The following is a 12693-nucleotide window of genomic DNA, read 5'->3' as shown; positions in this document are numbered from 1 at the left end:
GCAGCGGGGTACCAGCCGCCGTACGAAGTCGTCGGCGGTGCCGACCACCGTGAGTTCCACCCCGTCGGCGTCCTGGCGCAGCCGCAGGCACTCGTGCCGCAGCAGCACCTCCACGTTCGGGTAGCGGTCGGCCCCTTCGCGCAGGACCTGCTCCAGCGCCGGCTGGTAGAGGAACATCTGCGGCGGATGACCGTGCCCGCGCGAGGTGGGAAGCGCGCTGATGAAGGCACGGCCGCGGGCATCGGCGAAGTCGCAGGGCCGCTCGGCCAGCATGTCCTCCTTCAGCTGCAGCGATCACGCCGGTCGGCCCGCAGCCGATCACCGCCACGTCATAGGCGTGGTCACCCGCTCATCCGATGACCAGGCCGCAGACGACGCGCAAGAAGCGCGCGAACGGCGTGGAGTCACGGCAGCGCATCCTGGACGCCGCCGTCGAGATCGCCGGCGAGCGCGGCTACGAGGGGACGTCCATCGCGGCGGTCAGCGCCAAGTGGAGCGGGTCACGGCCATGGCCGCCGACGTGGCCAGGTCACTGGTCGACGCCCCGGACTTCCTGCACCTCGGCCTCATGCTCGCCCTGGAGCGGCCCCCCACCGAGCCCCGGGGCCGCACGGTGTTCCTCCAGGTCCGCGACATCGCCCGGCAGAAGGTCGCCGAAGTGGTCGAAACCCTCCTGCCGGACTCCACGCCGACCTGGTCTACGCTGCGGCCACTCGCATGGCAGCGAAGCACTGACCCCACTCAGTCGTCGGCTGCGGCCTCCGCGGCCTCCGCCGCCGTGGTCACCATGGTCACCGTCGAGGCGACGGCATCGACCGCGGCGCGCGCCTTCTGCTCCGGTACACCGGCCGCGATGAGCGTGGCGACGGCGGTGTGGGTGCCGTCGTCCTCCAGTGCCCCGGTGTTGACCTCCTCCAGCAGGGCGACCGTCATCGCCTCCAGACCGGCGCTCAGCACGGCCGGCGGCAGGTGCGAGTGGAAGACGCCGTCGCGCTGTCCTCGTTCGAGGATGGCCGTGCCCTCGGCGCGGGCCGGTGCCAGGACCTCGGCCACGCGTTCGGCGCCCAGGTCGCGGCGGGCCAGCGCCAGCAGGAGCCGGTAGCGGTCCCCCACGGGCCAGATCGAGAACACGAAGTACGCGAGCGCCCGCTCGGCCGGCTCACCCGGCCCGAAGTGCACGGCCCCGGCCGCCAGCATGCTCCGAAGAGATTCGGAAGCCTCCTCGGCGAGCGCCTCCAGCAGCGCCGCGCGCCCGGGGAAGTGACCGAAGAGGGTGCGCCGTACGACACCGGAGGCCCGCGCCAGTTCCTCCAGCGTGATGTCCGGGTTGCGGCCGAGCTCCTTGCGCGCCGTGGCCAGGATGCGCGCCCGGTTGGAGCGCGCGTTGCGCCGTTGGGGAACGCGGGCCATCGGCTTGGTCACGGAAAAACCTCGAACATCGGGGGTCGGATACGACGGGCGGGCCTGCGCAGACTGTACCGCCACCGAGATCCCCGAGGTCACAGCCATCTACTCCGAGCTCGGCACCCGCTCACGCGCCGGCGGCACCAGCCGGAAGGCGCGGGACGGGTGGTGGCGGTCGGCACGATGGCGTTGAGCCACAAGAGCTTGTCGGCCGCGCCGTCCACTGCGTCCAGGGGCAGCGCGACGACGTACGACGTCCTGTCCGGTCCCGGCTTCTCCTGGATCCGCCGGCTCCTGTCCCCGGAGACGGCCGGGACGGTGGCCGTCCGCCCGTCCGCCCGTCCGCTTGCGGCAACCGGCTTACGGTAGCGGGGAGTCGCGGCCCCGGGGCCTTGTCGTCGCCGAACCGACCCAGCTCGTGGCCTGCCGCGTCGTAGAAGGTGAGGCGGAAGTCGGAGGGGAGGGTCACCGAGCCGGGGTCGGGGTCGGGGTCGGGGGGTTGGAACGCGCGACGGGGGTCGGAGTCACGTGCGAAGGTCTGCGCAGCCTCGCCGACCACCGGCGATCACGACCGACCGGCCCGCGTGAAGGGCTGACCGCCGCGGCCTCCCGTCTTTCCCGCACCTCTCGCCTCCCCTTGTCCGCTTTGGCCACTGAGGTCCGCCGCCACCCGAGGCTTCCTGCTCGCGGGCGGTGCCCTCCTCGCCGTGTGCACGTGGTGGCAGACCCGTTCGCCCCACCCGCTGCTGCCGCTGGCGGCAAGGGCGGCGGCCTCGCCACCCGTCGTCGTGGCGGGCCTCGGCACGGCGCTGCTCAACACCCTCTCCACCAGCGCCGCCACCGGCTACCTGGTCGTTCTTCGTCGCCGGGCTGGTCGCGAGCGCCCTCCTCTGCCAGGTCCTGGCCCCTGGTCGGACGCGCCGACCCATCGGACACCGGTGGGTCGTTTCGGGCAGTTGTCGTCTCACGGCAGTTGGCCCACCGCACGGGCCAACTGGTGTGCCGCGCTACACCATCCGGTGGCTAATGACCGTCGAGGCGTTATTCATATCTACCCATTTCCTATCCATCCACTGTCCGGCTCTTGGTGCTGACCAACCGTCACGAGGCCCTGAACCAAGTCGAGGAGAGTGGAGAAGATGACGACATCGCCGAGATGGCGATCCGTTCTGGCGTCGGCCGCCACGGCTGCCGTGCTCGCCGCAGCCGCGCTGACGAGCGCGGGAACCGCCTACGCCAACGACGACCACAAGACCCCGCATCCGCCGTACCCGGCGAAGCCCGCCCACCCGGCACACGGGAGCAAGCCGGTCCACCCGGTACACCCGGTCAAGCCCGAGCACCCGGTCAAACCCGAGCACCCGGTACACCCGGTCAAGCCCGAGCACCCGGTATACCCGGTCAAGCCCGAGCACCCGGTATACCCGGTGAAGCCCGAGCACCCGGTCAAGCCCGAGCTCCCGGTACACCCGGTCAAGCCCGTACTGCCGGCCAAGCCCGCCCACCCGGTGCACCCCGTCCACCCGGTCAAGCCCGAGCTCCCGGCCAAGCCCGTCCACCCGGTCAAGCCGAAGCTTCCGACCAAGCCCGCGCTCCCGACCAAGCCCGCGCTCCCGGCCAAGCCCGCGCTCCCCGCGAAGCCAGCCCTTCCGGCCAAGCCCAAGCTCCCGGCCAAGCCAGCCCTTCCGGTGAAGCCCGCGCTCCCGGCCAAGCCCGCGCTCCCCGCGAAGCCAGCCCTTCCGGCCAAGCCCAAGCTCCCGGCCAAGCCAGCCCTTCCGGTGAAGCCCGCACTCCCGGCCAAGCCCGCACTCCCCGCCAAGCCCGCACTCCCCGCGAAGCCAGCCCTTCCGGCCAAGCCCAAGCTCCCGGCCAAGCCCGCACTCCCGGCCAAGCCAGCGCTCCCGGCCAAGCCCAAGCTCCCGGCCAAGCCAGCCCTTCCCGCCAAGCCCGCCCTTCCGGTGAAGCCAGCACTCCCGGCCAAGCCAGCACTCCCGGCCAAGCCCGCACTCCCCGCGAAGCCCGCACTCCCCGCGAAGCCCGCGCTCCCCGCGAAGCCAGCCCTTCCGGCCAAGCCCAAGCTCCCGGCCAAGCCCGCACTCCCGGCCAAGCCAGCGCTCCCGGCCAAGCCCAAGCTCCCGGCCAAGCCAGCCCTTCCCGCCAAGCCCGCACTCCCGGCGAAGCCAGCCCTTCCGGCCAAGCCCGCACTCCCGGCCAAGCCAGCACTCCCGGCCAAGCCAGCCCTTCCCGCCAAGCCCGCCCTTCCGGTGAAGCCCGCACTCCCGGCCAAGCCCGCACTCCCCGCCAAGCCCGCACTCCCCGCGAAGCCAGCCCTTCCGGCCAAGCCCGCACTCCCGGCCAAGCCAGCACTCCCGGCCAAGCCCGCACTCCCCGCCAAGCCCGCACTCCCCGCGAAGCCAGCCCTTCCGGCCAAGCCCGCACTCCCGGCCAAGCCCGCACTCCCGGCCAAGCCAGCACTCCCCGCCAAGCCCGCACTCCCCGCGAAGCCAGCCCTTCCGGCCAAGCCCGCACTCCCCGCGAAGCCAGCCCTTCCGGCCAAGCCCAAGCTCCCGGCCAAGCCGGCCTACCCGGCCAAGCCCAAGCTCCCGAGCAAGCCCGCCTACCCCGCACACCCCAAGAAGCCGGACCACCCCAAGAAGCCGGACCCCAAGAAGCCCGACCACTCCAAGAAGACCGACCACTCCAAGCACCCGAAGAAGGATCACGGGTGACCAGGAAAAGGAGGAGCTGACCCCGAGGGGCAGCCACAATGCCGGGCCCGGTGAAGCACCCGGGCCCGGCGTACCCGTGCGGTCAGTCGCGCAGCCGGGCGTCGCGGAGGGCCCGGATCGCGGGATGCCCGCCTCGGCCGCGGCGTACGACGGTGAAGACGCGGCGTGTGCGCTCGCCGCGTGGAAGTCGCCGCCGAGGGACCGTCGGGGACTGTCCGTTCCAGACGAGGTCGAGGAGAAAGGCCGCGGCGTGCTTCTGCTCTACGAGGCGGAGGTGGAGCAGGAGGTCGGTGGTCTCGAACCGGACGTCGGGTTCGAAGCCCGCCTTGCGGCATGGCCGGGCCCGGCGACGCGCTGCGTACCGTGGGCCGGATCGCGACCGGGCTGATCGTCTGGGGTGCGACGGCCGTGGCCGGACTCGCGGCCGTGCCGGCAGCCTCACCCAGGGCATGCCTGGCGTTCAAGCTCCTGGGCGCCGACCATCTCGTACTCCTCGGCGCGCAGGCACTGTGGCAGAACCGCCCCGCCGCACCGCCCGCACCCTCACCTGGCTGGGCAGCTACGTCCTCCTGCTGTCCAAGGCCGGCCCCTCCTCCACCAGCCACGGGTCCACCGTGCGCTCGGGCGGACCACGGGCGTCGTACTGATCGGCTTCGGCATCGCCGCGGCGACCACCTCCGGCTGATCCGCGCTCCGACTGCCTGCCGGGCGAGCAGCTCCATCCACCGCGTGGATGAGCGGGATACGGGATTCGGATCGCTCGGAGGATGGCGGCGGGGAGCCCGGCGGCTCATAGTCGTCCTACCCGCACGCCGCCGTCCGCCGTCCGGACCCGCAACCACGTGCGGCCCTGCATCGCATGCCGTGCGCCGTAGGCGCCCGTGACAGGCATGCCCGCTCTCGTACCCCGTCCCCTGGAGTCGCCATGCCCGGTTCCGTCCCGTCTCCCACCGCGGTCGATGTCGATGACGCCGCCGCGTCGCCCGTGCCCGTTTCCGGCCCGGCCCATCTGTTGCGGGTGACTCTGCTGATGGCAGGCAGCTGTCTGCCGATCCTGGGGGCCGTGCTGATCGCCCCGGTGCTGCCGAAGATGCAGGACCACTTCGCCTCGACCCCGGGCGCCAAGGCGCTCGTCCCGCTCGCGCTGACCGTTCCGGCGCTGTCGCTGGCGCTGCTGGCGCCGTTCGCCGGGGTGATCGTGGACCGGCTGGGCCGCAAGCGCCTGCTGATCATCACGACCGTGCTGTACGCCGTGTTCGGCACGGCACCGCTCTGTCTGGACTCGCTGGGCGCCGTCATCGCGAGCCGCGCCCTGGTCGGTGTCGCCGAGGCCGCGATCATGACCTGCTGCACCACCCTGATCGGCGACTACTACAGCGGACACCGGCGGGTGAAATACCTCGCCCTGCAGACCATGTGCGCCTCCGCCTCGGCCACCGTCTTCTTCGTGATCGGCGGGGCCGCCGGGTCGGCAGGCTGGCGCGTGCCCTTCTGGATCTACGCCGTGAGCCTGGCCCTCGCTCCCCTGATGGCCTCCGCCCTGCCCGGCCCGGCGGCCCGACCGGCCCACGCGGCCGGCGACGAGACCCCGGCCGAGGCAGCGGGCCCCAAGGTCCACCGGCCCTTCCCCTGGCGGCAGTTGGCGGGCATCTGTGCCCTCACCTTCTTCGGGGCGATGGTCTTCTACACCGTCCCGGTGGAGATGGCGTACCTGCTCGACGACCTCGGCGTGGCGAGCTCCGGTGTGATCGGCCTGGCCACCGCGATCGCGAGTGCCGCGACCGTGGGCGGCGCGATCACCTTCGCCCGGCTGAAGCGCGCCCCGGACCCCATGCTGCCCGCCGTCTTCGCGGTCTGCGCCGCCGGTTTCGGGGTGATGTTCCTGGCGGGCAACACGCCGCTGCTGGTGGTCGGAGCGGTGATCAACTGCCTGGGTACGGGGATGCTGCTGCCCGCGTTGCTGACGAGTGCCATGTCCCGGCTGGCGTTCGAGGACCGCGGCCGCGGGACGGGGCTGTGGATGGCCGCCTTCTTCGGGGGTGAGTTCGTCTGCCCGCTGGTCCTGCTCGCCGGTGAGTCGGCGGTCGGGAGCCTCGCGGGGGCGGTGGGGATGCTGGGGGTGGCTGCGGCGCTGGTCGCTGCGGGGTTGTGGGCGGCCGCACCGGCACGACGTAGCCCGCAGCCGAACGACAACCCGTCGTGGCACGCGCAGTAGGTCACCTCGGCCTCCCATCAGTTCTCTTCCATCAGTTCTCTTCCATCAGCTCTCCTCCATCAGGTCTCCTCCATCCGTTCTCCTCCAGCAACGACGCCCCCACCTCCGCCGCCTTCTGCCGCAGCCAGATGTGTGCCGCGTCCTGCGCGTGCAGCGGGTGCCACCACAGCGCCACCTGCACCGGCACGGCCTCGAAAGGGCAGGGCAGAACACGCACCGCCGCCGACCGCACCGCCCCGCGGGCGAGCCGCTCCTGGATCATCGCGACCCGACGGGTGCCCTCGATCATGAACGGCAGCAGTTGGAAGGTCTGGACGGAGACCTCCACATGAGGGCTGATGCCGAGCATGCTCAACTGGCGGGCGGCCGGGGCGTCGTAGGGCCGCTGGTAGACGGCCCAGGGCAGGCGGGCCAGGTGGTCGAGGGTGAGTGCGTCGCCCACCTCGGGGTGGTCGTCGGCGATCATGCACAGCCAGCGGTCCTGGTAGAGGTCGACGGCGGGGAATCCGTCGATGACGCCGTGCGGCATCAGCAGTCCGTCGACGGTGCTCAGCAGGGCGGCGGTGTTCTCCTCGACGGAGGGCGCCGGGTGCTGGAAGGTGAGCCGGATGCCGGGCGCCTCGTGGTGCACGGCGCGGGCGAGCGCGGCGCCGAACACGGCCGCGCCGTAGTCCGAGGCGAGCAGGGTGAACTCGCGGGCCTCGGCGGTCGGGTCGAACTCGGCCTGGCTGGCGAAGACGCGCTCCAGCAGGTCGCACGCGGTGGCGCTGCGGTCCCGCAACGCGACGCCGAGCGGGGTCAGTTCGTAGGCGTTCCCGGTCCGGGCGAGCAATTCGTCGTCGAAATGCCGGCGTAGGCGGGACAGCGCCGCGCTCATGGCGGGCTGGCTGAGGCCGATGCGCTCGCCGGCCCGGGTGACGTTGCGCTCCTCCAGCAGCGCGCGCAGAGCAACGACCAGGTTGAGGTCGAGTCGGGACAGGTTCACCGGGCACCACCTAGCAAGCGAAAGCCATCCATGTCGTGGATTCGGCGCATCCACAAGATTGATTTCCGTGATTCGCCGATCGAGGTCAGAGTAGACCGCAACCCAGCAGGAGGAAATCTGATGGCAACGCTCGCGCAACCTGCCGGCCCGTTCGCGCTCGGCACGTTCTCCACCCCGGACGGGGAGCCGTTCCCCGGTCTCCTGGCCGAGGACCGGGTGCTCGACCTGGGCAGCGCCCTGGACTCGGCACCGTCCGACGTACGTGCCGTACTGGAACGGTGGGAGGACACGCTCCCCCTGCTGCGCGCCCTGGCGGACGACGACGCCCGGGAGTGGCAGCCGCTGGCGGGCCTGCGGGTGCACGCCCCGGTCGAGCCCCGGCAGATCTTCCAGTCCGGCGCCAACTACCGGCAGCACGTGATCGACCTGGAGGTCGCCCACCGCTCCCCCGACGACCCGCGCACGGTCGAGGAGGCGCGGGCCGAGATCGCCGCCGTCATGGACCGGCGGGCCGCCGAGGACCTGCCGTACGTCTTCATCGGCCTGCCGAGCACCATCGCCGGACCGTACGACGACGTCGTACTCCCCTCCTGGGCCGAACAGCCGGACTGGGAGCTGGAGTTGGCCGCCGTCATCGCCAAGCCCGCGCACCGGGTCTCCGTCGAGGAGGCCATGGAGTACGTCGCCGGGTACACGATCGCCAACGACCTCACCGATCGCGCCACCGTCTTCCGCCGGGACATGAAGGCCATCGGCACCGACTGGCTGCGCTGCAAGAACGCCCCGGGCTTCACCCCGCTCGGCCCGTGGCTCGTGCCGGCCGAGTCGATCGCCGATCCCGGTGATCTGCGGGTCACCCTCAAGCTCAACGGCGAGACCATGCAGGACGAGTCCACCAAGGACATGCTCTTCGGCATCGCGCGGCTGGTGTCGTACATCTCGCAGACCTCCCGACTCCTGCCCGGAGACCTCGTGTTGACCGGCAGCCCCGCCGGCAACGGCATCCACTGGGGACGGCTGCTGCGCGACGGCGACGTCATGGAGGGGTCGGTCACCGGGCTGGGCGTGCAGCGCACGCGCTGTGTGGAGGAGACCTCATGAGCCTGGACCGGCAGGACCCGGAGGGCGCGATCGCCGAGGCCGCCAAGGCGTACTCCAACTGGGGGCGCTGGGGCGAGGACGACGTGCTCGGCACGCTGAACTTCCTCGACGAGGCCAAGCGCCGGGAGGGCGCCGCCCTCGTACGGCGGGGCGTCAGCTTCTCGCTGTCGCAGCGGTTCGACATGAACGGGCCGCAGAAGGGCTGGCGCCGGCGCACCAACCCCGTGCACACGATGCTCGACACCGGCACCGACGCGGCCCTGGGCAACCAGGGCTTCCCGCACGGCATCGGCGGCGCCGACGACGTGATCGCGATGCCGTTGCAGTGCTCCACGCAGTGGGACGGGCTCGGGCACATCTTCGACCACGGCAACGCCTGGAACGGGCGGCCGGCCGAGAAGGTCGTCACCTCCGACGGCGACCTCGTCACCGGCATCGAGCACATGGCGCCGTACGTCGCCGGGCGTGGCGTGCTGCTGGACGTGGGCCGGGTCGTCGGGGAGGGCGGTGAGTTGCCCGACGGGTTCGCCGTCACCGAGGAGCATCTGGCCGCGACCGCCGAAGCCCACGGGGTGTCCGTCGGACGCGGCGACATCGTCGTCGTACGGACCGGGCAGCTGGCCCGGGTCCGCCGCGACGGCTGGGGCGAGTACGCCGGCGGGGCCGCGCCGGGGCTGTCGTTCACCACGGCGGGCTGGCTGCACCGTACCGAGATCGCCGCGGTCGCCACCGACACGTGGGGGTTCGAGGTGCGGCCCAACGAGTTCGAAAACGCCTTCCAGCCGTTGCACCAGGTCGTCATCCCCAACATGGGGCTGCTGATCGGCGAGATGTGGGACCCGGAGTCGCTCGCCGAGGACTGCGCGGCGGACGGCGTGTACGAGTTCTGGCTGACCGCCGCGCCCTTGCCCATCACCGGAGCCGTCGGCTCCCCCGTCAACCCCGTCGCCGTCAAATAGCCCACACAGCTGCCGGATGCGCCCTTCCCCGGACAGCAGCGGCGCATCCGGCCCGCGCCCCGTCCCACCCCGTCCCCACCACCCCCGTCCCCACCTCTGGCCCGCGCTCCCAGCGGGCGAGCCGCACCCCCGCCGCCCGAAGCCGCGCGGCCCGAAATCGGGAGGTATCCCCGACATGGCTGACCGCCCCACCCGTTCCGTCCTCGTCATAGGCGGGGGCGCATCCGGCAACGCCGTCACCATCCTGCTGCGCCGCGCCGGCATCGCCGTCGACCTGATCGAGGCCCGGCCCGACTGGAACGCCACCACCGGCTCCGGCATCACCCTCCAGGGCAATGCCCTGCGGGTCCTGCGCGAACTGGGCGTGTGGGAACAGGTGGAAGCCTCCGGGTACGCCTTCGGCTCGCTGGGAGTGACCGCCCCGGACGGCACCGTCCTGTTCGTCGCCGAGGACATCCAGACCGGTGGGGAGGACCTGCCCGCCACCCTCGGCATGCAGCGCCCCCAGCTCCAGCAGATCCTCATCGACACCGTCCGCGCCTCCGGCGCCGGTGTGCGTCTCGGCACCACCGCCGAGACCCTGGAGCAGGACGCCGACGGCGTCTCGGTGCGCTTCAGCGACGGCAGCGAAGGCCGCTACGACCTCGTGATCGGCGCCGACGGCCTCAACTCCGCCACCCGCGCCGCGATCGGCATCACCGACAAACCCGAGCCCACCGGCATGGCCATCTGGCGCATCGCCGCCCCACGGCCCGCGAGCGTGACGCGCACCGACCTCGCCTACGGCGGCCCCGCCTACATCGCCGGCTACTGCCCCACCAGCGAGAACACCATCTACGCGTACGTCGTCGAAGCCTGCCGCGACCGCGCCTCCATCGACCCGGCCGCCTACGCCGACGAGATGCGCCGCCTGACACAGGGCTACGGCGGCGTCTGGCCGGAGATCACCGAGCACATCACCGACCCGAAGAAGGTCAACTACACCTGGTTCGACCGTCTGCTGGTCGAGGACTCCTGGCACCGGGGCCGGGTCGTGCTCGTCGGCGACGCCGCCCACTGCTGCCCGCCCACCCTGGCCCAGGGCGCGGCCATGTCCCTGGAGGACGCCTCCGTCCTCGCCGAGCTGCTGACCGGCGGACGGGACTGGGACGACGAGCTGTTGCAGGCCTACCACGACCGCCGCATCCCCCGGGTGCGCACCGTCGTGGAGGCGTCCGTGCAGATCGGCCGGTGGCAGCTGGACGGCGTGCGCGACGCCGACATCGCCGGGCTGGTCGGCCGCACCATGAACCTCCTCAAGGAGCGCCCGTGACCGCCACCGCATCCTCCGCGCCGACCATCGACGTCCACGCCCACCTCCTGCTCCCGGAGATCGAGGAAGCCGTCGCCGGTCACCCCGGCCTCGCCGAGGCCCGTAACCTCGACGCCCGCCGCAACGGCTCCGCGGCCCTCGCGGTGAACGGGCCCATGGTGGGCGCGCGGGTGCCGAAGCTGACGGACGCCGACGTGCGCCTGGCGACGATGGACGAGGCCGATGTCGACGTGCAGCTGGTAAGCCCCTCGCCGGGCCACTACCACTACTGGGCCGATGCCCAACTGGCCGACAGGATCTGCCGGTTGGCCAACGAGGGCACCGCCGCGCACTGCGCCAAGGCCCCCGACCGGCTGTATGGCCTGGGCATGGTTCCCCTCCAGCACCCCGACCTCGCCGTCACCCTGCTCGACCACGCGCTGGACCAGGGGCTGAGGGGCGTGGAGATCTCCTCCCACGCCCCGGGGCCGGGCGGCGCACGGGAAGTGGAGCTGTCCGACCCGCGGCTCGCGCCCTTCTGGGCACGCGCGGAGGCGACCGGCGCCGTCGTCTTCCTGCACCCGTTCGGCTGCACCCTCGACCAGCGCCTGGACCAGTGGTACCTGTCCAACACCGTCGGCCAGCCCACCGAGAACGCCGTCGCCCTCTCCCACCTGATCTTCTCCGGCGCCCTGGACCGCCATCCGGGCCTGAAGCTGCTCGCCGCGCACGGCGGCGGCTACCTCCCCACCCACATCGGCCGCTCCGACCACGCCTGGCGGGCCCGCCCCGACGCCCGGGCCTGCTCACGGGAGCCGAGCAGCTACCTGAAGCAGCTGTACTTCGACTCGCTCGTCCACGACCCGCACGTCCTGCGGGAGCTGATCCGCGTCGTCGGCGCCGACCGCGTCCTGCTCGGCTCCGACTTCCCCTTCGACATGGGCACCGACGACCCGCTGGCCGCCCTGCGCGCAGCGGGCCTGCCCGACCACGACTTCCACGCGGTGCGGGGCGGCAACGCCGCCGCCCTGCTCAACCTCGCCTGAAAAGGAACCCCCCATGAGCAACCGCCTGCTCACCCACCTGCGCCACGTCGACCTCGCCGTACCCGACTACGACAAGCAGCTCGACTTCTACGCCGGCGTCTGGGGCCTGACCAAGGTCGCCGAGGACTCCGGCATCTCCTTCCTGGCCGCCGAGGGCAGCCCCGAGCAGTACGTCGTCCGGCTGCGCAAGGCCGACGAGAAGCGCCTCGACCTGGTCTCCTACGGCGCCGGGAGCGCGGCGGACGTGGACACCCTCGCCGAGCAACTCCTCTCCCAGGGCGTGCAGTTGATCTCCCAGCCGGGGAAGGTCGACACCCCCGGAGGCGGGTACGGCTTCCGCTTCTTCGACGTCGACGGCCGCACCATCGAGGTCTCCGCGGACGTCGAGGTGCGCCGGCACCGCAAGATCGAGGAGAAGGAGTCGATCCCGGTCAAGCTGTCGCACGTCGTCCTCAACTCGCCGGACCTGGACAAGACCCGCGAGTGGTACGAGACCCACCTCGGCTTCCGCCTCTCCGACACGCTCGGCCATCCGCACATCGGCGACGTCATGCACTTCATGCGGATCAGCAACCAGCACCACTCGATGGCCATCGCCAAGGGCCCGCACACCTCCTTGCACCACATCTCCTTCGAGATGCGCGGCATCGACGAGTACATGCGCGGCTCCGGCCGGGTGATGCGCGCCGGCGCCAAGAAGATCTGGGGGCCGGGCCGGCACATGGCGGGCGACAACACCTTCACCTACTTCCTCGACCCGCACGGCAACACCGTCGAGTACACCACCGAGCTGGAACTCCTCGACGAGGACACCTGGCACCCCCACGTCTACGACTTCTCCAAGCCCGAGGTCACCGACCAGTGGGGCACCGCCAACCCCATGAACGAACTGGTCACCAAGGAGTCGTTCAACGACGTCGACCGCGGCGTCTTCGTCGCCCCGCCGGTGTAAGGGGCGCCGAC

General features: G+C 71.9%; 10 protein-coding genes and 2 pseudogenes. 9 read left to right on the top strand and 3 right to left on the bottom strand.

What is annotated here, in order from left to right:
• Positions 1-12: 12 nt before the first annotated feature.
• Positions 13-328, bottom strand: a pseudogene (locus PBV52_RS51910) (hypothetical protein); the annotation flags it as partial.
• A 28-nt stretch (positions 329-356) separates the two neighbouring features.
• On the opposite strand from PBV52_RS51910, the pseudogene PBV52_RS38795 reads away from it, so the two are divergent.
• Positions 357-679 (top strand): annotated as a pseudogene (locus tag PBV52_RS38795) (TetR/AcrR family transcriptional regulator); the annotation flags it as partial.
• 62 nt (positions 680-741) lie between these two features.
• On the opposite strand, the gene PBV52_RS38790 reads toward PBV52_RS38795, so the two are convergent.
• Positions 742-1422, bottom strand: a complete 681-nt coding sequence (locus tag PBV52_RS38790) for a TetR family transcriptional regulator (RefSeq protein WP_274245170.1) — start codon at positions 1420-1422, stop codon at positions 742-744.
• Positions 1423-2543: 1121 nt separating this feature from the next.
• Between PBV52_RS38790 and PBV52_RS38785 the strand changes: the two genes are divergently transcribed.
• The 3 genes from PBV52_RS38785 (at position 2544) to PBV52_RS38775 (ending at position 6348) form a co-directional block, all read left to right on the top strand.
• Positions 2544-4133, top strand: coding sequence for a hypothetical protein (locus tag PBV52_RS38785; protein WP_274245168.1), 1590 nt, complete (start codon positions 2544-2546; stop codon positions 4131-4133).
• A gap of 509 nt (positions 4134-4642) precedes the next feature.
• Entirely contained in the window at positions 4643-4780 is a 138-nt protein-coding gene (locus tag PBV52_RS38780; RefSeq protein ID WP_274245166.1) for a hypothetical protein, read from the top strand.
• Positions 4781-5058: 278 nt separating this feature from the next.
• The gene (locus tag PBV52_RS38775; RefSeq protein ID WP_274245164.1) at positions 5059-6348 is read left to right on the top strand and encodes an MFS transporter; all 1290 of its coding nucleotides are present in this window, start codon (positions 5059-5061) and stop codon (positions 6346-6348) included.
• Positions 6349-6379: 31 nt separating this feature from the next.
• Here the strand turns inward: PBV52_RS38775 and PBV52_RS38770 are convergent, their stop codons facing one another.
• Entirely contained in the window at positions 6380-7333 is a 954-nt protein-coding gene (locus PBV52_RS38770) for a LysR family transcriptional regulator (protein ID WP_274245162.1), read from the bottom strand.
• Between the two features lie 120 nt (positions 7334-7453).
• Here PBV52_RS38770 and PBV52_RS38765 point away from each other — a divergent pair, with 120 nt between their 5' ends.
• The 5 genes from PBV52_RS38765 (at position 7454) to PBV52_RS38745 (ending at position 12682) form a co-directional block, all read left to right on the top strand.
• Positions 7454-8434 carry a fumarylacetoacetate hydrolase family protein gene (locus tag PBV52_RS38765; RefSeq protein ID WP_274245160.1) on the top strand — a complete coding sequence of 327 codons (981 nt, stop codon included), beginning with the start codon at positions 7454-7456 and terminating at the stop codon, positions 8432-8434.
• Positions 8431-9393: a cyclase family protein gene (locus tag PBV52_RS38760; protein ID WP_274245158.1), complete on the top strand. Its 963-nt coding sequence runs from the start codon at positions 8431-8433 to the stop codon at positions 9391-9393. Before PBV52_RS38765 ends, PBV52_RS38760 begins: the two co-directional genes overlap by 4 nt.
• A gap of 175 nt (positions 9394-9568) precedes the next feature.
• A complete protein-coding gene (locus tag PBV52_RS38755; protein ID WP_274245156.1) occupies positions 9569-10705 on the top strand; it encodes an FAD-dependent oxidoreductase in 1137 nt (378 codons plus the stop codon).
• Positions 10702-11730: an amidohydrolase family protein gene (locus PBV52_RS38750; RefSeq protein ID WP_274245154.1), complete on the top strand. Its 1029-nt coding sequence runs from the start codon at positions 10702-10704 to the stop codon at positions 11728-11730. Before PBV52_RS38755 ends, PBV52_RS38750 begins: the two co-directional genes overlap by 4 nt.
• A 13-nt stretch (positions 11731-11743) precedes the next feature.
• Positions 11744-12682, top strand: coding sequence for a VOC family protein (locus tag PBV52_RS38745; protein ID WP_274245152.1), 939 nt, complete (start codon positions 11744-11746; stop codon positions 12680-12682).
• The last annotated feature ends 11 nt before the right edge of the window (positions 12683-12693 follow it).

The organism is Streptomyces sp. T12 (genome assembly GCF_028736035.1).
Taxonomy (GTDB): domain Bacteria; phylum Actinomycetota; class Actinomycetes; order Streptomycetales; family Streptomycetaceae; genus Streptomyces.
This window is presented reverse-complemented; position numbering and strand designations above follow the sequence as displayed.

Bases quoted from the DNA above. Each gene is read 5' to 3' on its own strand.
- PBV52_RS38785 (WP_274245168.1), top strand. From the start codon at position 2,544: ATGACGACATCGCCGAGATGGCGATCCGTTCTGGCGTCGGCCGCCACG.
- PBV52_RS38745 (WP_274245152.1), top strand. From the start codon at position 11,744: ATGAGCAACCGCCTGCTCACCCACCTGCGCCACGTCGACCTCGCCGTA.
- PBV52_RS38755 (WP_274245156.1), top strand. From the start codon at position 9,569: ATGGCTGACCGCCCCACCCGTTCCGTCCTCGTCATAGGCGGGGGCGCA.
- PBV52_RS38760 (WP_274245158.1), top strand. From the start codon at position 8,431: ATGAGCCTGGACCGGCAGGACCCGGAGGGCGCGATCGCCGAGGCCGCC.
- PBV52_RS38765 (WP_274245160.1), top strand. From the start codon at position 7,454: ATGGCAACGCTCGCGCAACCTGCCGGCCCGTTCGCGCTCGGCACGTTC.
- PBV52_RS38775 (WP_274245164.1), top strand. From the start codon at position 5,059: ATGCCCGGTTCCGTCCCGTCTCCCACCGCGGTCGATGTCGATGACGCC.